Source organism: Aeromicrobium halocynthiae (assembly GCF_039531385.1).
In the GTDB taxonomy this organism is placed as follows: Bacteria; Actinomycetota; Actinomycetes; order Propionibacteriales; family Nocardioidaceae; genus Aeromicrobium; species Aeromicrobium halocynthiae.
On the sequence record NZ_BAAAPY010000005.1, the window covers coordinates 1 to 20,196 of the forward strand.

Here is a 20,196-nt window from a genome sequence, read left to right on the forward strand (position 1 = left end):
TTCACACCCGAGGCCGGCAAAACACATGCTCATCAACCCGAAGGCGACAGCGAACCTATGAGCCAGACCTCAGATGCTCAGGATCCAACCAGCCGCTGATGGCGGCGAGCCCCACCCTGACACTGACCCGACCCTAACGATCCGCGCACGAGGACGAGCCCCAGTAGTCGCCCAGGAGGTCGACGGCCTCGTCGCCGAGCGGGTTCACGCCACGGCCCTTGGCCAGCGCGTGCCCGACGAGCACGTGCAGGCACTTGACCCGCGTGGGCATGCCGCCGGCGCTGATGCCCTCGATCTCGGGGACGTGGGCGATGGACTCGCGCTCGCGCAGGTAGTCCTCGTGGGCCACTGCGTAGGCGGCGGCGAGGTCGGCGTCGTGCCCCAGCCGCTCGGACATGTCGGCCATCAGCCCGGACGCCTCGAGCGTGCCGATCGCGCCGGACAGCCGTGGACAGGTCACGTAGTACAGCGTCGGGAAGGGCGTGCCGTCGGGCAGGCGGGGCTCGGTCTTGACGACGGACGGGTGCCCCGACGGGCACCGGGCGGAGATCTCGAGCGTCCCGCGCGGCGGACGACCCAGCTGTGCGCGGACCGCCTCGAGGTCGGCGGGTGCGGGGCCGGGGCTCATCGCTCCTCCAGGACGGTGTCGGGATCGGGACGCTCGGGCACGTCGGCCGACGGCACACCGGCCTCCTTGGTGCTGCCCCACAGCGACTCGTACCAGGGCCGGTCGCGCGGAGCGGGCGGCTCGGCGAGCGTGGGGACCTCTCCGCGTACCTGGCCGTCGGCCCCGATGACGCGGTAGCCGACCTCGCCCGGCATGACCCAGCCGAAGCGCTCGCGGGCCTGCGCCTCCACGAAGGCCGGGTCCTCCCACCTGACCTGGGTGTCCCCGAGCTCCTCGATGGCGGCCTCGTGCGAGGCGATCGCCGCCTCGAGCGCATTGATCTCCGAGCGTTGCTGCCACCAGGCGTGCAACGAGGAGGTGTACGAGGCCAGGAGCAGGACGAGGATCGCCACCAGCAGGACCGCCCGCGTCGTCAGCTGAGGTCCACGACGGCGGGCCGGCGTCGCCGTCCCGGGGCGCGGGCCGCGGGGTCGGGGCGCACCGGGACGCGTGCTCGCCGGACCACGACCGGGACGCGCCGACCCGCCCGGACGCCGCTGCGGCCGGGGGGGCGGACGGTGGGCCGGACTCATGGACGCAGGCTCACGCGCCGACGAACCTCGGGAAGGCGGACACGCCCGCGTAGACGGCGGCCGCACCGAGCTCCTCCTCGATGCGCAGCAGCTGGTTGTACTTGGCGACGCGGTCCGAGCGCGCCGGCGCACCGGTCTTGATCTGCCCACAGTTCGTGGCGACGGCGAGGTCGGCGATCGTCGTGTCCTCGGTCTCCCCGGAGCGGTGACTCATCATGTTGGCGAACCCGTGCCGGTGGGCCAGCTCGACGGCGTCGAGGGTCTCGGTGAGGGAACCGATCTGGTTGACCTTCACGAGCATCGCGTTGGCAGCCCCGCTCTCGATGCCGCGGCTGAGCCGCTCGACGTTGGTGACGAAGAGGTCGTCACCCACCAGCTGGACCTGGTCACCGACGGCCTCGGCGAGCTCGACCCAGCCGTCCCAGTCCTCCTCGTCGAGCGGGTCCTCGATGGAGACGATCGGGAAGTCCGCCACGAGCGTGCCGTAGTAGTCCGACATCTCCGCGGCGCTCTTGCTCGTCCCCTCGAAGGTGTAGGCACCCTTGTCGTGGAACTCGGTGGCGGCGACGTCGAGAGCCAGGGCGATGTCCTTGCCGAGCGTCAGCCCGGCCGCGTCGACGGCGCGGGCGATCAGCTCCAGCGCAGCACGGTTGGAGGACAGGTCGGGCGCGAACCCGCCCTCGTCGCCCAGGCCGGTGGCGAGGCCGTCGGCCTTCAGGACCGACTTGAGCGCGTGGTAGACCTCGGTGCCCTGGCGCAGCGCCTCCGCGAAGGAGGGTGCACCGATGGGCGCGATCATGAACTCCTGGACGTCGACGTTGGAGTCGGCGTGGGCGCCGCCGTTGAGGATGTTCATCATCGGCACGGGCAGCACGTGGGCGTTCGGGCCACCGACGTAGCGGAACAGCGGCAGGCGCGCGGAGTCGGCCGCCGCCTTGGCCACGGCGAGCGAGACGCCCAGGATGGCGTTCGCCCCGAGCTTGGCCTTGTTGGCGCTGCCGTCGAGGCGCAGCATCGCGGCGTCGACACCGCGCTGGTCGTCGGCGTCGAGTCCTACGACCGCCGAGGCGATCTTGCCGTTGACGGCTCCGACGGCCTTCTGGACGCCCTTGCCGAGGTATCGCTTGCCGCCGTCGCGCAGCTCCACGGCCTCGAACTGCCCCGTGGAGGCGCCGGACGGCACGGCAGCGCGCCCGATGGTGCCGTCGTCGAGGGCGACCTCGACCTCGACGGTGGGGTTGCCTCGCGAGTCCAGGATCTCGCGTGCTCCGACGGCTTCGATGCGTGCCACGACGTGCTCCTCGGGGGTCGGGGGAGGTTCGGACCCCAGCCTAGTGGGCGGAGCAGCCGATCCCCCTGATCGGTGCCTGAGCAACCGTGCGCCGCGTTCGGCACCCGATCGGTGCCTGAGCAACCCAGCGGGACCACATCACGTTGCCGAGACACCGATCAGGAGGGTGCACCCGCCATGGAGTTGCTCAGGCACCGATCAGCGCTCGCCGAGGCGCTCGCGGACGGCGCGGCGCAGGGCGACCTCGGGGTCGATGCCCTGGTCGCGCGCCTCGGCGGCGAGGGCGAGGAGACGCGACCCGACGTCCTCCCCCGTCGTGTCGAGGTCGTCGGCGCGGTCGAGCGCCTTCACGGCGAGCGCCAGGGCGGGGAGCGCTGCCGGGACACCGTCGAGCGGGTGCGAGCGCGGCGCCTCCTGCGCCTTCACCGCCTGCCAGGCGGCGTCGATCTCCTCGGGGGTGCGCGCGCTGCCGGACCCGAAGACGTGCGGGTTGCGACGCACGAGCTTCGCGGCGATGGCGTCCGCGACGTCGTCGACGTCGAACGCGTCGCCGTCCGCGGCGATGGCTGCGTGGAACACCACCTGCATGAGCAGGTCCCCCAGCTCGTCTCGCAGCAGGTCCGGGTCGCCGGCGTCGAGCGCCTCCAGCACCTCGTGAGCCTCCTCCAGGAGGTAGCGCGTCAACGAGGCGTGCGTCTGCTGGCGGGTCCATGCACACTCACGACGCAGCCGCCCCATCACGGCCACGACGTCGAGCAGGTGGGACCCGGGGAGCTCGAGGGAGCCGTGCACCACGTCCGCCGGGCCGGCGACCAGACCTGTCCACGACGTGTCACCCGGCGGCGCGATCCAGACGACGTCCTCGGTCGGCTCGGGCACGGCACCGACCTGTCGCACCGGGACGCCGGCCGCCGCGATCGCCCTGACGTGCGGGTCGTCGTGGGTCGACACGACCTCCACCCCCGAGCGCACGAGGTCCCACGCCTCGGCGGAGAGCAGGCCGGGAGCGACCCGAGGACTCAGGACGAGGACGCGCACGCTCAGGCGCAGGTCCGCGTGCCGAGCGTGACGTCCTGACCGGTGTCCTCGGGCGCTGTCGACGCGCCCACCGACAGCGGCGCGGGCACGCGCGCCGCCTCGGCGAGCGGGCTCGCGGCGAACCGGGGGCTGAGCTCGACGTCGGAGGCCTCCAGCAGGCGCACGAGCTCGGCACGGCCGACCTGGCGCAGCTGTGCGGCGTTGGTCGCCGTGGGCTCCTCGCCGGTCTCGACGGCCCCCAGCTGCTCGGCGATCGCCGCCGTCCGGCGGGAGGTCTCGAGCAGGTCGGTGGTCGTCTCGGCGTCCAGCCCGGGAAACTCCCGCTCGAGCTCGACGCGCTGGGCCTCGAAGATCCTCACGTCACCGGTGCGCACGGTGATGCCCTCGGCCTCGGCGACCCGGTCGGCCACCTCGGCGAGGAGGAGCTCGGCCAGCGCCTGGCCGCGGACCTCCACGCTCGGCAGGGACGCACCCGGTTGCTGCGCGATCGAGAGACGGCAGATGACCTCCGCGGCCTCGTCGACCTGGGCGACGGAGATGGTGCGACCGTCGATCACGGCCGCGGCCCCGGGCTGACCGGCCCCGCACGCCGCGAGGAGCAGGGGGACGGCCGCGAGGCAGATCAGACGTGCGCGCATGGGCTCACCCTAGCGGCCCGACCGCTCGAGCCCGCCCGGCGATCGACCCCACGCTCGACCGCTGAAGGTGTCGAGCACGCTCAACCGCTGGAGGTGCCGAGCACGCTCAACCGCTGAAGGTGTCGAGCACGCTCAACCGCTGAAGGTGTCGAGCACCCCGGCCACCCAGTCGAGCAGCTCACGCCCGCGCAGGGGCTTGCCACCGACGGGAGCGGTCTTGGGCGCCGGCACCAGCGCCACCTTGACCGCCGCCTTGTACAGGCTCTTGGGGTACACGCGCCGCAGGCGCATCTGCGCCGACTCCGGCAGGTCGACGTTCGCGAACCGGACGGACGAGCCGGCCGACGTCACCTCCGTGAGCCCGGCCTCGCGCACCCGCACCCGCAGGCGGGCGATGTCCAGCAGGACGTCGACCGTCTCGGGAGGCTCGCCGTACCGGTCGACGAGCTCCTCGCGGAGGGCGTCGACGTCCGTGGCGGCTCGCACGTCGGCGAGGCGCTTGTACATCTCCAGGCGCAGGCGCTCGCTCGGGACGTAGTCGTGCGGCAGGTGCGCCTCGATCGGCAGCTCGATCTTGACCTCCTGCTCGGGGGCGCCCTCGCCGCGGAACTCCGCGACCGCCTCCCCCACCAGCCGGACGTAGAGGTCGAACCCGACGTCGGCGATGTGTCCGGACTGCTCCCCGCCGAGCAGGTTGCCCGCCCCGCGGATCTCGAGGTCCTTCATGGCGACCGCCATGCCGCCGCCCAGCTCGGAGTGCTGCGCGATCGTCGTGAGCCGGTCGTGCGCGGTCTCGGTGAGCGGCTTGTCCGGCGGGTAGAGGAAGTAGGCGTAGGCACGCTCACGGCCACGACCCACGCGTCCGCGCAGCTGGTGCAGCTGGGACAGCCCCAGGGTGTCGGAGCGCTCGATGATCATGGTGTTGGCGTTGGAGACGTCGAGTCCGGACTCCACGATCGTCGTGCACACGAGCACGTCGAACCGCTTCTCCCAGAAGTCGACCATCACCTGCTCGAGCTTGTGCTCACCCATCTGCCCGTGCGCCGACGTGACGCGAGCCTCGGGGACGAGCTCGCTGAGCCTCTGCACGACCTTGTCGATGCTCTGCACCCGGTTGTGGATGAAGAACACCTGCCCCTCGCGCAGCAGCTCGCGTCGGATGGCGGCCTTGACGGTGCTGTCGTCGTAGGCGCCGACGAACGACAGCACCGGGTGACGCTCCTCCGGCGGCGTGGCGATGGTGGACATCTCCCGGATGCCCGTGATCGCCATCTCCAGGGTCCGTGGGATCGGGGTCGCGGACATCGCGAGGACGTCCACGGCGGCTCTCAGGTGCTTGAGCGCCTCCTTGTGCTCGACGCCGAAGCGCTGCTCCTCGTCGACGATGACCAGTCCGAGGTCCTTGATCCGGACCCCGGGCTGGAGCAGGCGATGCGTGCCGATGACCAGGTCCACGCTGCCGTCGGCCAGACCCTCGAGCGTCTCCGCCGACTCCTTCTCGGTCTGGAACCGCGAGAGGCCGCGGATGGTGATCGGGAACTGGCCGAAACGCTCGGCGAAGGTCGCGAAGTGCTGCTGCACGAGCAGGGTGGTGGGCACGAGCAGGATGACCTGCTTGCCGTCCTGGATGGCCTTGAACGCGGCGCGCACGGCGATCTCGGTCTTGCCGTAGCCGACGTCTCCGCAGACCAGCCGGTCCATGGGGACGGTGCGCTCCATGTCGCGCTTGACCTCCTCGACCGTCGACAGCTGGTCGGGGGTCTCGACGAAGCCGAAGGCGTCCTCGAGCTCGGCCTGCCACGGGGTGTCCGGACCGAAGGCGTACCCCTCGGTGGACTGACGCGCGGCGTACAGCTTGATGAGCTCGTCGGCGATCTGTCGGACGGCCTTGCGGGCCTTGGCCTTCCGGTTCGTCCAGTCGGCGCCGCCCAACCGGTCGAGCGACGGGCTCTCCCCACCGACGTAGCGGCTGACCTGGTCGAGCTGGTCCATCGGCACGAAGAGCCGGTCGCCGGGTTGGCCGCGCTTGCTGGGGGCGTACTCCAGGACGAGGTACTCGCGGGCCGCGCCCTGGACGGTGCGGTTGACGAGCTCGACGTAGCGTCCGACGCCGTGCTGCTCGTGCACGACGACGTCACCCGGCTGGAGCTCGAGCGGGTCGACCTGCTTGCGACGGCGAGCCGGGATGGCGCGCTGGGAGCGCTCGACCGGCCGCTGTCCGACGAGGTCGTCGTGGGTCAGCAGGACGGCATCGGGGCCGACCAGCCCGTGGTCGAGGTCGGCCTCGACCACCGCGACGACCGATGCCGGACCGTCGGCCATCGTCTCCGGCGTGGCGAGACCGGCGGCGACGTCGTGCTCGGCGAGCCACTCGACGGTGCGCTGCGCCTGCCCGGAACCGGCTCCGACGATCGAGACGCGCCTGCCCTCACCGAGCCAGCGGCGGATGTCGCGGATCGCCGCCTCGGTGTCGCCGCGGTAGACCGGGGCAGCCTCCACCTCCAGCCCGACGGTGCTGTCGTCGTCGAGCCCGAACGGTGCGATCGTCCACCAGGCGTGCCCGCAGCGGCGGGCGACGTCGCGGACGTCGTCGAGCTCGTGGAAGGCGGCCGGTCCGAGGTCGATCGGTGCCTCGCCGCCGGAGGCCGCGGTGGCCCAGGAGGCGGCGAGGAACTCCTCACTGGTGGCCGTCAGGTCGGCCGCGCGGGCGCGGACCCGCTCCGGCTCGTTCAGGACGACGACCGAGCCCTCGGGGAGGATCTCGACGAGCAGCTCCATCCGATCCACCAGCACCGGGGCGAGGGACTCCATGCCCTCGACGGCGTGGCCCTCGGAGATCTTCGTGAAGAGCTCGGCCAGCTGCGGGTGGCGCGCGCCGAGCACGGCGGCCCGCTCCCGGACGGTGTCCGTGAGCAGGAGCTCGCGGCACGGCGGCGCCCAGAGCCGGTCGATCGGCTCGAGGGAGCGCTGGTCGGCCACCGAGAAGTGCCGGATCTCGTCGACGTCGTCACCCCAGAACTCCACCCTGACCGGGTGCTCCTCCGTCGGCGGGAAGACGTCGACGATCCCGCCACGCACGGCGAACTCGCCGCGACGCTCGACGAGGTCGACGCGCGTGTACGCGGCCGCGGCGAGATCGGCCACGGTCGCGTCGAGCGACGCCTGCTGCCCGGTCACCAGCTCCACGGGTCGCAGGTCCGCCAGCCCGGCGACCTGTGGCTGCAGCACCGAGCGCACCGGCGCGACGACCACCCGCACGGGCGGTGCCCCCGGACCGGGGTGCACGAGGCGGCGCAGCACCGCGAGCCGCCGTCCCACGGTGTCCGAGCGCGGCGAGAGCCGCTCGTGCGGCAGCGTCTCCCACGCCGGGTACACCGCGACGGTCTCCGGGTCGACGAGCGCCCCGAGGTCGGAGGCGAGGTCGTCGGCCTCGCGTGCGGTCGACGTCACCGCGAGCACGACGGGACCGGGACCGTCCTGCTCGGGGGTCGTGGACAGCAGACCGCCGAGGACGAACGGCTCGGCTGCGGGCGGGGCCTGGATCGCGAGGGTGGCGGGACGCTCGCGCAGGGCCTCGTCGAGGGCCGGGTCACGGAGCCACGTGGACAGGGGCCACGTGGAGAGGGGCCGGGTGGAGGGGGACATCTACGAGTTGAACGCCGACTGGGTGCGTTCGAGTCCCTGTGTGATGAGACTCTCCACGCCGTCGGCGGCCTCCTCCACGTTCACGTCCAGCTCCTTGCGCTCGGTGGACGACCACGGCTTGAGGACGAAGTCGTGCACGCTCTGGCGACCCGGTGGGCGCCCGATCCCGACGCGCGCGCGGTGGAAGTCACCGGTGCCCAGCGACTGCCGGATGGAGCGCAGCCCGTTGTGGCCGTTGTCGCCACCGCCGAGCTTGAACCGCAGGGCGCCGAAGTCGATGTCGAGCTCGTCGTGCACCACGACGAGCTCGGCCGGCTCCAGGTCGTAGTACGACAGGAGCGCCTTGACGCCCCCGCCGGACTCGTTCATGTAGGAACGGCACCGCCCGAGCACCACGCGCTCGCCGACGAGCCGACCCTCGACGACGTCGGCGAGCCGCGACGTGTGGGCCTTGAAGCGTCCTCCCATGCGGGCGGCGAGGACGTCGGTCACGAGGTAGCCGACGTTGTGCCGCGTGGCGGCGTACGTCGGGCCCGGGTTGCCGAGCCCGACGACCAGCCAGGTCACTCCGCCGAGGACCCCGCGTCGTCGCCACCGGCGGACGGGTCGGCGAGCTCGGGATCGGCAGCCTCGGCGGCCGGGCTGTCCTCGGACTCGTCGCGCTCGATGCCGGCCTCGGCCTCGGCCTCCTCCAGCTCGGCCTCGATCTCGTCGGCCGTCGGGGCGTGCGTGACGTTGACGACGAGCAGCTCGTCCTCGACCGCGAGCGCGGCGCCGGAGGGCAGCCGGAGGTCGGAGGCGAGGATCTGCGAACCGACCTCGAGGCCCTCGACGGAGACCTCGACGGACTCGGGGATGTGCGTGGCCTCGACCTCCAGGGAGATCGAGGAGTTCTCGAGCACCACGAGCGCGCCCGGGGCGGCCTCGCCCTCGAGGACGACGTTGATGTCGACGACGACCTTCTCGCCCTTCCTGACGATGAGCAGGTCGGCGTGCTCGATGAAGCCCTTGAGCGGGTCGCGCTGGACCTGCTTGGGGATGGCCAGGTGGGTCTCTGCGTCCACCGCGATCGACAGCAGCGCATTGGAGTTCTTCAGCGCGAGCATGAGGTCGTGACCCGGAAGGGTCACGTGGACGGGGTCCTTGCCCTGGCCGTAGAGGACGGCAGGAACCTTGTCCTCACGGCGGATGCGGCGGGCGGCGCCCTTGCCGAACTCGGTGCGGGTCTCGGCGGCGATCTTGATCTCGGCCACGGGGTTCGTGCTCCTCAACAGGTGGTGCGTGTGGGACGGTGGGCCCCGCCTCCGCGCCGGCGGCGCATCGCGGGAGCCCGAGGCATGGGGTTGCTCGGAGGGGGTCATCGCTCGGGCGCTCGACACAGCACTCCTGTGGAGCGCCCTGTCGATCACGGCCACTGAGGCCCTCGCCGAGGCAACCTGGCGATACTATCGCAGGGCGTGCGTCGAACCGAAATCGACCGCTGGCCCCCCGCCGCGACGAACGGGTCCTGAGCGCGGTCATGGACGCCGTGCCCCGGTCACGATCCACCTCGAGGCGCGCAACCCCGCGTCGACGAGGTCCGCGACGCACGACGCGACGTCACGGGTCTGCAGGTCCGTGCGGGGGCCGTGGTCGACCTCGACTCGGTGGCGCTGACTCGGCAGTAGTCGCCCAGATCGGGCAGCACAGATCGGGCAACACAGCTCGGGCGGCTCGGCGCGGGCGCCTCGGAACACACCTTCGGCAGGGCGTCGACGCCGCCGAGCGGATCGCCGGTGGGGTCTCTCGCGAGTGGACGCTACGCGCGCCGCAGCGGGACCGCTCGCGCGACGAGCCACCAGGTGATGGCGGCGCTCAGCAGGGCCCCAACCATGCCCGCACCGAGACCGACCGTGCCACGCCCGGACGCGACCGGCCGGTCCGCTCCCCGGGGCACGGGACTCAGTCCTTGAACAGGCTGGTGACCGAGCCGTCCTCGAAGACCGCCGCCGTCGCCTGGGCGAGCAGCGGGGCGATCGAGAGGACGGTCAGCGTGTCGAAGCGCTGCTCGTCGCCGAGGGGGAGCGTGTTGGTGACGATGACCTCGCTCGCGACGGAGTTCTTCAGCCGGTCGACCGCGGGTCCGGAGAACACCGGATGGGTCGCGGCGATCACCACGTCCGCGGCTCCCTCGGCCTTGAGCGCCTCGGCAGCCTGGACGATGGTGCCACCGGTGTCGATGAGGTCGTCGACGAGGATGCACGTCCGCCCGTCGACCTCGCCCACCACGCGGTTGGCCTTCGACTCGTTGGGACGGGTGACGTCGCGGGTCTTGTGGATGAACGCCAGCGGCGCGCCACCGAGGGAGTTGGCCCACGACTCGGCCACCTTGATGCGGCCGGCGTCCGGCGACACGACGGCCAGCGGGTTCTTGCCGTACTTCTTCTTGACGTGCCGGGTCAGGATCGGCATCGCCAGCAGGTGGTCGACCGGTCCGTCGAAGTAGCCCTGGATCTGCGCCGTGTGCAGGTCGACCGTCATGAGGCGGTCGGCACCGGCGGCGGTGAACAGGTCGGCCATCAGCCGGGCGGAGATGGGCTCGCGGCCGAGGTGCTTCTTGTCCTGGCGGGCGTAGCCGTAGAACGGCAGGATGACGGTGATGCGCTTGGCCGACGCGCGCTTGAGTGCGTCGATCATGATGAGCTGCTCCATGATCGCCTCGTTGATGGGCGCGGAGTGGCTCTGGATGACGAAGGCGTCGCTGCCGCGCACGGACTCGTCGAAGCGCACGTAGATCTCGCCGTTGGCGAAGTCGTAGGCCGTCGTCGGGACGAGCTCGACCTCCAGGAGGTTGGCCACCTCCTCGGCCAGCGTGGGATGGGCCCGACCCGAGAAGAGCATGATCTTCTTCGTCGGTGTCTTCTTGAGCAGGTCACTCACCAGCGGGCTCCTCGCCACGGTCCTCGACGGCCTGAGCGGACGGGGTGCCCGGCCGTCGACGCTGCACCCACCCCTCCATGGTCCTCTGCTCACCGGCGGTCACGGCCAGCGCCCCCGGCGGCACGTCCTCGCGCACGATCGTGCCGGCCCCGGTGTAGGCACCGTCACCGATCTCGACCGGCGCCACGAACACGTTGTCGGACCCGGTCCGCGCGTGCCGTCCGACGACCGTCCGGTGCTTGGCGGTGCCGTCGTAGTTCGCGACGATCGTGCCGGCACCGATGTTCGAGCCCTCTCCGACGTCGGCGTCGCCGACGTAGCTGAGGTGGGGCACCTTGGCACCGTCGCCGAGCGTGCTGTTCTTGACCTCGACGAACGTGCCGACCTTGGCCGAGTCGCCGAGGGTCGCGCCGGGCCGGAGGTAGGCGAACGGGCCGACGCTCGCACCGGGACCCACCACCGCGTCGGAGCCGTGCGTGCGCACCACGCTCGCGTCGGCGCCGACGCGGACGTCGCGCAGCGTCGTGTCCGGACCGATCGTCGCGCCCTCGTCGACGGTGGTGGCACCGAGCAGCTGGGTACCGGGCAGGACGGTGACGTCGGGGGCGAGCTCGACGCCGACGTCGATCCACACCGAGCAGGGGTCGACCATCGTGACGCCCTGGTCCATCCAGCGCACCACCGTGCGCCAGTTCAGCTCCGCGCCGAGCGCGGCGAGCTGGCGGCGGTCGTTGACGCCCTCGGCCTGCCAGTGATCGGCGAGGACCTGTGCGCCGACCCTGCGCCCCTCGGCGACGGCCTTGGCGACGATGTCGGTGAGGTAGAGCTCGCCCTGGGCGTTGTCGGAGTCGAGCCGGGAGACAGCGTGCCTCAGGAACGCCTCGTCGACGGCGAGGATGCCGCTGTTGGTCTCGGTGATGGCGAGCTCGGTGGCGTCGGCGTCCTTATGCTCGCGGATCGCGAGGACCGCGCCGTCCTCGTCGCGGACGATGCGGCCGTAGCCGGACGGGTCCTCCGGTCGCGCCGAGAGGATGGTCACGGCACGGTCGGCACCGCGATGGTCCAGCAGCAAGGTGGTGAGGGTGTCGGTGGACAGCAGGGGCACGTCGGCGTAGGTGACGAGGACGGTGCCCCCTCCTGGTCCCTGCGGCGTCGGGGCGGGCAGCGCCTGCAGGGCGACGGCCACCGCGTGCCCGGTGCCGCGCTGCTCCTCCTGCACGACGACCTCGACGTCGGGCGCCGTCTCGGCGAGCGCCGCGGACACCTGCTCGCGCTGGTGGCCGACCACGGCGACGATGCGCGTCGCCCCGAGACCGCGGACGGCCTGGAGCGAGTGGGCGAGCAGGCTCCGCCCGCCGATCTCGTGCAGCACCTTGGCGCGGCGTGACTTCATGCGGGTCCCGGCACCGGCGGCCAGGACGATCACGGTGAGGGGTGAGGACACAGCGGCCAGTGTACGGACGCGGTCGGGTCCGGCCCCGGGCTCGGCCGGCGGTGCCCTGCGGACCTTGGCGGGCCGGGTGACGATGATCCCATGAGTGGACCGGTGGAGGAGGGCAGCGACGCCCGTACCGAGGACGCCGTGCGCCGCACGGAGCAGGCACTGCAGGACCCGGAGGTCGCCGAGCCGTTGCGCGAGGTCCTCCAGCACCTGGGCTCGTTCACCTTCGATCCCGTCGGCACCCTCGACGAGGACTGACGCCGTCGTGGGCGTGGGGGTCGCGGGATGCGGACGACGGTCCTGCTCGCGGCGTTCGCACTCGCGGGCGCGGCGTGCTCGCTGAGCGATCCGGGCGACGCGGCAGAGCGTCCACCGGGATCGGTGACGCTCGCCTTCGCCGGCGACGTCCACTTCGAGGGTGGCGTCGAGGCCCTGCTCGACTCGCAGGAGTCGACGATGGGACCGCTGGCCAGGTCCCTCGCCGCCGCCGACCTGTCCGTCGTGAACCTGGAGACGTCGATCACCACACGTGGTGAGCGCGCCGACAAGGAGCTCGAGGACCCGACGAACCGCTTCTGGTTCCGCGCCCCCGCCTCCGCGCTGGGCGTGCTCGAGCGCTCGGGGGTCGACATCGCCTCCGTCGCCAACAACCACGGAGCCGACTACGGGGTCCAGGGGATCCGCGACACGCTCGCCGCAGGCGAGGCCAGCGCGGTGCAGCTCGTCGGCATCGGCGAGGACGACGCGCAGGCGTTCGCCCCCCACCGTGCCACCGTTCGCGACACGACCGTCGCCGTCCATGCGGCCGACGCCTCTCCTCTCGAGAGCGAGGACCCGACGTGGTCGGCACGACCAGGGTCCGGCCCGGGGATCGCCGACGCGCGGGGCGAGGGGCTCGAGCGACTCCTCGCGGAGGTGCGTACCTCGGCCGAGCGGGACGACCTCGCGGTGGTCTACCTGCACTGGGGCGCCGAGGGCCGCGCCGACCCCACCGCCGATCAGGCCGAGCTGGCCGAGGCGCTCTCGGGTGCCGGCGCCGAGCTCCCGGCGTTCACCTCCGAGGTCCGTCGCATCGACTCCGCGACGCGCGAGCGCATGACCTCCCACGACGAGTCCGTCTGCCCGGTCTCCCTCACCTCCCTGCGCATCGTTGAGGTGCCCTACGTCGGGTTCGACGGCTTCGTGCACGACGGAGAGGTCGTCGTGCACGAGGACGTGGCGCGCGACGTCGTCAACGTCTTCGCCGCCATGTACCGCACGGGCTTCCCCCTGCAGTCGGTCCGGCTGATCGACGAGTTCGGTGGCGACGACAACCGCTCCATGGCGGCGAACAACTCCTCCGGGTACAACTGCCGACGGGTGGCCGGCAGCGACGCGTGGTCCGCGCACGCGTATGGCCGCGCCATCGACATCAACCCCGTGCAGAACCCCTACGTCCTCGACGGACGGGCCCTGCCATCGTCGTCGCAGCCGTTCGTCGACGTCGACCGGTCCGCCGGCGCCGCCTCGGACCAGGGCGTCGTCACGATCGACGGTCCGGTCGCCCGGGCCTTCGCCCGCATCGGCTGGACGTGGGGAGCGGACTTAGACGAGCCGGACTACCAGCACTTCGCCGCACCGGACCCGCGTCGCCCCTGAGACCCGTCGTGAGATCCGTCGCCTCGCCCTGGTGACCGCGACCGACACTTGGGATACTGTCGGTATCCGAGAGTCGGACGTGGCCCAGGAGGCAGGATGTCGATCCAGCAGAGCGCAGAGACCCGCGTGGCCAGCACCTTGCGATGGGGACTCGGGCACGCTCTTCCGCGCCTCGCGGTCCGCGGTTCCTCCAGGCGAGGCGACCTGCACGGTCGACTCATCGAGGCCTCGGAGGAGGACGAGACCCTCGAGCTGTTCGACCGGATCCGTGCCGAGGGTCCCCTGCACCGCTCCTCGTTCGCCTACGTGACCGCCACGCATCCCGTCGTCAAGGAGGTGCTCACCAGCCCGGACATGCGCACCGGGGTCGACTTCGCTCCTGGCGGCCCGCTGGCTCACATCAGCCGGTGGGCGTTCCGGTCGGCTCCGCTCGGACCGCTGACCCCGCCGTCGCTGCTGGTCACCGAGCCGCCGGACCACACCCGCTACCGCAAGCTGGTCACGCGCGTGTTCTCGGTCAAGGCCGTCCAGCACCTGCGCGAGCGCACCCAGCAGATCGCCGACGAGCTGCTCGACCGGCTCGACCCGAGCCGACCGGTGGACCTCGTGGACGCGTACTGCGCCCAGCTGCCGGTCACCGTCATCGCCGAGATCCTCGGGGTGCCACGGGAGGACCAGCACCGCGTGCTGCGCTTCGGGACCGGTGCAGCGCCGTCCCTGGACCTCGGCCTGTCGTGGTCGGTCTTCCGTCGCGTGGAGTCCTCGCTCACCGAGTTCGACCGGTGGCTGGAGCAGCACATCGAGGCGGTCCGGCGCGACCCCGGCGACGACCTGCTCAGCCAGCTCGTCACCGCCCACGACGACGGGGAGGTGCTCACCCACGCCGAGCTCAAGTCGACGGCCGGGCTCGTGCTGGCCGCCGGGTTCGAGACGACGGTGAACCTGCTCGGCAACGGGATCCAGCTCCTGCACGACCGGCCCGACCAGCTCGAGCTCCTGCGCGACGATCCCGGTCTCTGGCCGAACGCCGTCGACGAGGCGCTGCGACACGATCCGCCGGTGCTGCTGACCGGACGGGTCGCCGCACGCGACACCGAGATCGCCGGGCAGCAGGTGCCGAGGGGCGCGATGATCACGACGCTGCTCGCGGGGGCGAACCGCGACCCCGACGTGTTCGCCGACCCGTCCCGCTTCGACGTGACCCGCGAGAACGCCGGCGACCATGTGTCGTTCTCCTCGGGCCGGCACTACTGCCTCGGCGCGGCCCTGGCCCGCATGGAGGGCGAGGTCGGACTGCGCACGATCTTCGACCGCTTCCCCGACCTGCGCCTCGAGCCGGGCGCCGCCCGTCGACCCACGCGGATCCTGCGCGGCTTCGCGACCCTGCCCGCCACGCTGACGCCCTGACGACTCGGACCGGCGTCGACGCCGAGGGACGTCACGCAGCTCCCCGGGTAGGAGTCGAACCTACGTCGCTAGTCCTGATTCAAAGTCAGGCGGGCCCTGCCGGCAGACCAACCGGGGATCGCCTGCAGCCTACCGCGGCGGATCCGTGGGAGCCGAGACGCGCTCCAGCTGCGCGGCCAGCGACATCAGCGTGGCGTCCTCGTGGCGACGCCCGATGAGCTGCACGGCCAGCGGCAGGCCGTCATCGGTGCCCATCGGCATCGAGACGGCCGGCAGGCCGGCGTGGTTCCACTGCAGCGTGTACGGGAAGAACGCGTTCATCGCGAGCACCGTCCGCAGGCCGCTGCGACGGGAGAAGGACCCCACCTCCAGGGGCGCCGAGCTCATGACCGGTGACAGCAGGACGTCGACGCCGAGGCGCTCGTGCACGGCGTCGCCCCAGCGCTCGCCCGCGCGACGGGACGCCTCGATCGAACGGCGACCGAACGGGCGGCCGAGTCGGGCGATGCGGTGCGTGCGCGGCTCGAGCTCCTCCGGCTCGTCGGCCTGCTGCGCGACGGCGCGGATCCCGGCGAGGTAGCGGATCGTCGACAGGCGAGCGTCGCGTCCGTACGGGACGTCGACCTCGCGGATCTCGTGACCGGCGGCGCTCAGCAGCTCAGCCGCCCGGCTCATGGTCGCCCGCACCGCCGGGTCGAGCCGCTCGGCACGCAGGGCCGCCATGGCGCTGGTGGTGAACCCGATGCGCAGTCGTGCGGGCTCACGCTCGACGGCAGGCAGCAGCGGCGCGTCGAACGTCCCCACTGCGTCGAGGTAGAGCGCCGTGTCGACGACCCGCCGCGTCACGGCACCCTGCGTCGACAGCCCGAACCACCCACCGGAGCCAGGCATGGTGCCATGCGTCGGCTTGAAGCCCACGAGCCCGCAACAGGCGGCCGGGATCCGGATGGACCCGGCACCGTCGGAAGCCGTCGCGACGCCGACCGCGCCGGCGGCCACGAGCGCCGCGGACCCACCGGAGGACCCTCCGGGCGTGTGGTCGAGGTTCACGGGGTTGCGGGTGATGCCGAAGGCCCTCGACTCGGTGAACCCGTAGATCGCGAGCTCGGGGAGGGTCGTGGAGGCGACGGGGACCGCACCGGCGGCCTTCAGCACCGAGACCAGCTCACCGTCGAAGCGCGCCGGGGTGCGGAACGCCGCCGACCCCAGCGTGGTGACGCGGCCGGCGACGTCGACGTCGTTCTTGAGCGCGACCGGGACGCCGAGGAGCGGTCCGTCCTCGCCTCGCGAGCGTCGCTCGTCGGCCTCCGTCGCGGCGTCGAAGGCCTCGTCGACCAGGCGCGCGACCACGGCGTTGACCCGGGCGTCCTCACGCTCCAGGGCGGCGAGGGTCGCGATCGCGAGGTCGCGCGCGCTCACGTCGCCGGCACGCATCGCTTCCAGCTGGGCGCTCGGACCGGCGGCCACCAGCGTCTGCTCGTCCACTCGCCAGAGCCTAGGTCACGGCGAGGGTCTGCGTGAGGTGAGCAACAATCTCGACATCAAGAATCTTGACCACCTACCCTGGGAGGGTGGCACCGGACGAGGTCGACGCGATCGTCGAGGCGTGGCAGCGCGAGCTGCCCGACGTGGACCTGTCCCCCATGCAGGTGCTCAGCCGCATCAGCCGGCTCGCCCGCCACCTCGACCGTGCTCGCAAGGCCGCGTTCGCCGCGCACGACGTCGAGCCGTGGGAGTTCGACGTCCTCTCGGCCCTGCGTCGATCCGGAGCGCCCTACCGCCTCTCCCCCGGGCGACTCGTCGCCGAGACGATGGTGACCAGCGGCACCATGACCAACCGGGTCGACCGGCTCGTCGACCGCGGGCTCGTCGAGCGCTCGGCCGACCCCGCCGACCGCCGCGGTGTCCTCGTCAGCCTGACGGAGGCCGGCCGGCGGGTCGTCGACGCCGCGCTCGAGGAGCTGCTCGGCCACGAGCGCGCCATCCTCGCCGCCCTGCCGTCGGACGAGGCGGCGCGACTCGCCGACACGCTGCGCACGCTCGCGCGCAGTGTCTGAGCGAAGGGTCTGAGCGAAGGGTCTGAACGGACGCTCCGGACCCAGCGCAGACCGGCGACTGGACCGGCGACTGGGCCGGACGACTGGGCCGGGAGCCGGCTCAGTGCTGGCGGACGCGGCGTCCGGCGATGGTGCTCGGCGTCAGCACCAGGAAGACCTCGCGCGGACCGGGCGCCCACGGCGCGGGACGACCCGCCTCGCGGAGCTCCTCGACGAGGTCGGCGTCGGTGACCTCGCCGATCGAACCGGTGACGGTCACGCTCCACGCGAGCTGGAACAGGTCCTGGACGTGATCGGTCTGCAGCGCCACCCGGTCGTGCCCGCCTGCCAGGGTGCCGATCACCGAGTCCGTCGACGTGCGCACGAACACCCGACGATCGCGCACCGCCATGTTGACGGGCAGCAGCTGCTGGTCCCCGTCCGCGTCGACGAAGGCGAGGCGCCCGACCGAGCGGATGGCGAGCAGCTCCCAGCACTCCTGCTCGTCGAGGTGGGTCAGTCGTCCGTCGTTCGTCCCGGTCATGGAGCCTCCCGTCGTCATCATGTCACCGACGCGAGGTCACCGGCGCGGGGTCACCGGCGCGGGGTCACCGACCCGGGGTCCGGCGTCGAGCACCAGGTACCGTGCCCGCCATGAAGGCACTCCTCGCACCCGCCACGGCACTGCTCCTGCTGACCGCCTGCACGGCCGACGTCGAGGACCCCGCCGACGAGGGCACGACCACCCAGCCGCCGGGCGAGCAGACCGGGACCGCACCCGCCACCGTCCCGGGTGGGGACGGCGAGGGCGACGTGGAGCTCACGATCGCCGGACAGGAGCTGTCCGGGGACGACTGGCTCATCTCCTGCGGCGAGCTCGACGGCGCCCTGACGTTCATCGGGACCGCGCAGCCGCTGCAGACCGTGCAGCTGACGGCCGACCCGTCGGGCCCCGTCCAGATCCTGACCGTCAGCGGGGAGGACTTCGGACCGTACTCCAGCGACGTGCTCGGCACGGGGACCGTGACCGCCGAGGTCACCGAGTCCGGCTTCGTGCTCTCCGGCGAGTTCGAGCAGGGCGGCGAGGTCGACGGGACCCTGACCTGCCCCGCCTGAGTCCGGCTCGAGAGGGCGTCGGCCTCAGTCGAGCCCCTCGCTGAGCAGGAGCCACTGCTCCTCCAGCTCCTCGCGCTCGCGGGCGACGTCGGCGTGCTCCCGCGCGAGCGGTGCCAGCGCTGCGGCGTCGGTCGCCGACTGCACCATCTGCTCGGCCAGCTCGGTCTCGCGCAGCGACAACCGCTCGATCCTGCGCTCGAGTCGCGCCGCCTCCTTGCGGGCCTGGCGCGACTCGGCAGCGGAGGAACGCGCGGGACCGCGAGCCGGTCCGGGGTCCGTGGCCGGCGACGGCCGCGACGGCGCCGAGGTCTCGTCCCGAGCGAGTCGCAGGTACTCGTCGACCCCGCCGGGCAGGTGCCGGAACCGACCGTCGACGATCGCGTACTGCTGGTCGGTGACGCGCTCCAGCAGGTACCTGTCGTGCGAGACCACCAGGAGCGTCCCCGGCCACGTGTCGAGCAGGTCCTCCATCGCGGCGAGCATGTCGGTGTCGAGGTCGTTCGTCGGCTCGTCGAGGATCAGGACGTTGGGCTCCTGCAGCAGGATGAGCAACAGCTGCAGGCGCCGTCGCTGGCCACCGGACAGGTCGCGGACGGGGGTCGAGAGCTGTGCGCTGGTGAACCCGAGCCGCTCGAGCAGCTGTCCGGGCGTCTGCTCCTTGCCGCCCGCGACGTACGACCGCCGCTCGCGCCCCACGACGTCGCTCACCCGGTCGTCGGCGACGTCGTCGAGCTCGGAGAGCGACTGCGAGAGCGTCGCCACCTGCACCGTGGTGCCGCGCTTGACGCGACCTGCCGAGGGCCGGACGTCGCCGGTGACGAGTCCGAGGAGGGTGCTCTTGCCCGCTCCGTTCACGCCGAGGATGCCGGCACGCTCCCCCGGGGCGACACGCCACTCCACGTCGCGCAGGACCGTGCGGTCGCCGAAGCGCACCGAGACGTCGAGCAGGTCGACGACGTCCTTGCCCAGCCGAGCCGTCGCGAGCTGCTGGAGCTGGACCGCGTCGCGGACGGGCGGCTCGCTCTCGATGAGCTGGTTGGCCGCGTCGATGCGGAACTTCGGCTTGGACGTGCGCGCCGGCGCACCCCGGCGCAGCCACGCCAGCTCCTTGCGCATGAGGTTCTGTCGACGCTTCTCCGTGGCGGCCGCCTGGCGGTCGCGCTCCACGCGCTGCAGCACGTAGGCCGCGTACCCACCGTCGAAGGCCTCGACGACACCGTCGTGCACCTCCCACGTCCGGGTGCAGACCGCGTCGAGGAACCAGCGGTCGTGGGTCACGACCGCCAGGGCGCCGAGCGGGCTCCGCACCAGGTGCTCGGCGAGCCAGGTGACGCCCTCGATGTCGAGGTGGTTGGTGGGTTCGTCCAGGAAGAGCACGTCGTGGTCACCCACCATGACCTGCGCGAGCGCCACCCGCCGGCGCTGGCCGCCGCTGAGGTCGCCGATCACGGCGTCGTCCTCGACGTCGTGCAGCAGACCACCGACGACGTCGCGGATGCGCGGGTCGCCGGCCCACTCGTGCTCGGCGCGCTCGCCCACGACGACCCGGCGGACCCTGTCGCCGGGCGCCAGGCTGTCGCGCTGCTCCAGGAAGCCGACGCGCAGGTCCCGCCGCCACGTGACCCGGCCGTCGTCGGGCTCCTGGTGCCGGGCGAGGACACGCATCAGCGTCGACTTGCCGTCACCGTTGCGTCCGACGATCCCGAGGCGGTCACCCTCGGCCAGGCCCAGCGTCACGCCGTCGAGCACGTCCTTGGTCGGGAACGACAGACGGAGGTTCTCCGCGCCGATGAGCGGGCGCACCGAACCGCTGGGAGCCGAGGTCAC

The 20,196-nt window shown here is 72.3% G+C and carries 18 protein-coding genes and 1 tRNA gene; 5 read left to right on the top strand and 14 right to left on the bottom strand.

The annotated features are described in order from the left end of the window. Nucleotides 1-133: 133 nt before the first annotated feature. From ABD213_RS08355 to glmU, 10 genes are all read right to left on the bottom strand, one after another. Nucleotides 134-628, bottom strand: a complete 495-nt coding sequence (locus tag ABD213_RS08355) for a DUF501 domain-containing protein (protein WP_344326881.1) — start codon at nt 626-628, stop codon at nt 134-136. Beyond that, the gene (locus tag ABD213_RS08360) at nt 625-1,200 is read right to left on the bottom strand and encodes an FtsB family cell division protein (RefSeq protein WP_344326882.1); all 576 of its coding nucleotides are present in this window, start codon (nt 1,198-1,200) and stop codon (nt 625-627) included. Before ABD213_RS08360 ends, ABD213_RS08355 begins: the two co-directional genes overlap by 4 nt. 10 nt (nt 1,201-1,210) lie before the next feature. Continuing rightward, on the bottom strand, nt 1,211-2,491 hold the full coding sequence (gene eno, locus ABD213_RS08365; RefSeq protein ID WP_344326884.1) for a phosphopyruvate hydratase: 1,281 nt from the start codon (nt 2,489-2,491) through the stop codon (nt 1,211-1,213). A gap of 198 nt (nt 2,492-2,689) precedes the next feature. After that, a complete protein-coding gene (locus ABD213_RS08370; protein WP_344326886.1) occupies nt 2,690-3,529 on the bottom strand; it encodes a MazG nucleotide pyrophosphohydrolase domain-containing protein in 840 nt (279 codons plus the stop codon). A 2-nt stretch (nt 3,530-3,531) separates the two neighbouring features. After that, nucleotides 3,532-4,167: a hypothetical protein gene (locus tag ABD213_RS08375; protein WP_344326888.1), complete on the bottom strand. Its 636-nt coding sequence runs from the start codon at nt 4,165-4,167 to the stop codon at nt 3,532-3,534. Between the two features lie 132 nt (nt 4,168-4,299). Continuing rightward, nucleotides 4,300-7,812: a transcription-repair coupling factor gene (gene mfd / locus ABD213_RS08380; RefSeq protein ID WP_344326891.1), complete on the bottom strand. Its 3,513-nt coding sequence runs from the start codon at nt 7,810-7,812 to the stop codon at nt 4,300-4,302. Beyond that, a complete protein-coding gene (gene pth, locus ABD213_RS08385) occupies nt 7,813-8,379 on the bottom strand; it encodes an aminoacyl-tRNA hydrolase (protein WP_344326893.1) in 567 nt (188 codons plus the stop codon). Then, the gene (locus ABD213_RS08390; RefSeq protein WP_344326895.1) at nt 8,376-9,065 is read right to left on the bottom strand and encodes a 50S ribosomal protein L25/general stress protein Ctc; all 690 of its coding nucleotides are present in this window, start codon (nt 9,063-9,065) and stop codon (nt 8,376-8,378) included. The genes pth and ABD213_RS08390 overlap by 4 nt, the downstream gene beginning before the upstream one ends. 688 nt (nt 9,066-9,753) lie before the next feature. Beyond that, nucleotides 9,754-10,722 (bottom strand): ribose-phosphate diphosphokinase, encoded by a 969-nt coding sequence (locus ABD213_RS08395; RefSeq protein WP_344327300.1) that lies wholly within the window; start codon nt 10,720-10,722, stop codon nt 9,754-9,756. 1 nt (nt 10,723) lies between these two features. Further along, on the bottom strand, nt 10,724-12,175 hold the full coding sequence (gene glmU / locus ABD213_RS08400) for a bifunctional UDP-N-acetylglucosamine diphosphorylase/glucosamine-1-phosphate N-acetyltransferase GlmU (protein ID WP_344326897.1): 1,452 nt from the start codon (nt 12,173-12,175) through the stop codon (nt 10,724-10,726). Between the two features lie 90 nt (nt 12,176-12,265). Between glmU and ABD213_RS08405 the strand changes: the two genes are divergently transcribed. The 3 genes from ABD213_RS08405 to ABD213_RS08415 all read left to right on the top strand — a co-directional run bounded on the left by ABD213_RS08405 (nt 12,266) and on the right by ABD213_RS08415 (nt 15,217). Then, nucleotides 12,266-12,430, top strand: a complete 165-nt coding sequence (locus ABD213_RS08405; protein ID WP_344326899.1) for a hypothetical protein — start codon at nt 12,266-12,268, stop codon at nt 12,428-12,430. 27 nt (nt 12,431-12,457) lie between these two features. Then, on the top strand, nt 12,458-13,810 hold the full coding sequence (locus tag ABD213_RS08410; RefSeq protein ID WP_344326902.1) for a CapA family protein: 1,353 nt from the start codon (nt 12,458-12,460) through the stop codon (nt 13,808-13,810). Between the two features lie 96 nt (nt 13,811-13,906). Further along, nucleotides 13,907-15,217 (top strand): cytochrome P450, encoded by a 1,311-nt coding sequence (locus ABD213_RS08415; RefSeq protein ID WP_344326904.1) that lies wholly within the window; start codon nt 13,907-13,909, stop codon nt 15,215-15,217. A gap of 39 nt (nt 15,218-15,256) precedes the next feature. On the opposite strand, the gene ABD213_RS08420 is transcribed toward ABD213_RS08415, so the two are convergent. Then, nucleotides 15,257-15,335, bottom strand: a tRNA-Gln gene (locus ABD213_RS08420). 11 nt (nt 15,336-15,346) lie between these two features. Further along, entirely contained in the window at nt 15,347-16,702 is a 1,356-nt protein-coding gene (locus ABD213_RS08425) for an amidase family protein (RefSeq protein WP_344326906.1), read from the bottom strand. 86 nt (nt 16,703-16,788) lie between these two features. On the opposite strand from ABD213_RS08425, the gene ABD213_RS08430 reads away from it, so the two are divergent. After that, nucleotides 16,789-17,274 (top strand): MarR family winged helix-turn-helix transcriptional regulator, encoded by a 486-nt coding sequence (locus ABD213_RS08430; RefSeq protein WP_344326907.1) that lies wholly within the window; start codon nt 16,789-16,791, stop codon nt 17,272-17,274. A gap of 100 nt (nt 17,275-17,374) precedes the next feature. Here the strand turns inward: ABD213_RS08430 and ABD213_RS08435 are convergent, their stop codons facing one another. Further along, on the bottom strand, nt 17,375-17,797 hold the full coding sequence (locus ABD213_RS08435; protein WP_344326909.1) for a pyridoxamine 5'-phosphate oxidase family protein: 423 nt from the start codon (nt 17,795-17,797) through the stop codon (nt 17,375-17,377). 110 nt (nt 17,798-17,907) lie between these two features. Between ABD213_RS08435 and ABD213_RS08440 the strand changes: the two genes are divergently transcribed. Then, a complete protein-coding gene (locus tag ABD213_RS08440; protein WP_344326911.1) occupies nt 17,908-18,369 on the top strand; it encodes a hypothetical protein in 462 nt (153 codons plus the stop codon). Between the two features lie 24 nt (nt 18,370-18,393). On the opposite strand, the gene ABD213_RS08445 is transcribed toward ABD213_RS08440, so the two are convergent. Beyond that, nucleotides 18,394-20,196, bottom strand: a complete 1,803-nt coding sequence (locus ABD213_RS08445) for an ABC-F family ATP-binding cassette domain-containing protein (protein ID WP_344326914.1) — start codon at nt 20,194-20,196, stop codon at nt 18,394-18,396.

Coding starts and splice junctions, on each gene's coding strand:
- ABD213_RS08415 (WP_344326904.1), top strand. CDS start 13,907: ATGTCGATCCAGCAGAGCGCAGAGACCCGCGTGGCCAGCACCTTGCGA.
- mfd (WP_344326891.1), bottom strand. CDS start 7,812: ATGTCCCCCTCCACCCGGCCCCTCTCCACGTGGCCCCTGTCCACGTGG.
- ABD213_RS08435 (WP_344326909.1), bottom strand. CDS start 17,797: ATGACCGGGACGAACGACGGACGACTGACCCACCTCGACGAGCAGGAG.
- ABD213_RS08360 (WP_344326882.1), bottom strand. CDS start 1,200: ATGAGTCCGGCCCACCGTCCGCCCCCCCGGCCGCAGCGGCGTCCGGGC.
- ABD213_RS08440 (WP_344326911.1), top strand. CDS start 17,908: ATGAAGGCACTCCTCGCACCCGCCACGGCACTGCTCCTGCTGACCGCC.
- ABD213_RS08355 (WP_344326881.1), bottom strand. CDS start 628: ATGAGCCCCGGCCCCGCACCCGCCGACCTCGAGGCGGTCCGCGCACAG.
- ABD213_RS08375 (WP_344326888.1), bottom strand. CDS start 4,167: ATGCGCGCACGTCTGATCTGCCTCGCGGCCGTCCCCCTGCTCCTCGCG.
- ABD213_RS08405 (WP_344326899.1), top strand. CDS start 12,266: ATGAGTGGACCGGTGGAGGAGGGCAGCGACGCCCGTACCGAGGACGCC.
- ABD213_RS08410 (WP_344326902.1), top strand. CDS start 12,458: ATGCGGACGACGGTCCTGCTCGCGGCGTTCGCACTCGCGGGCGCGGCG.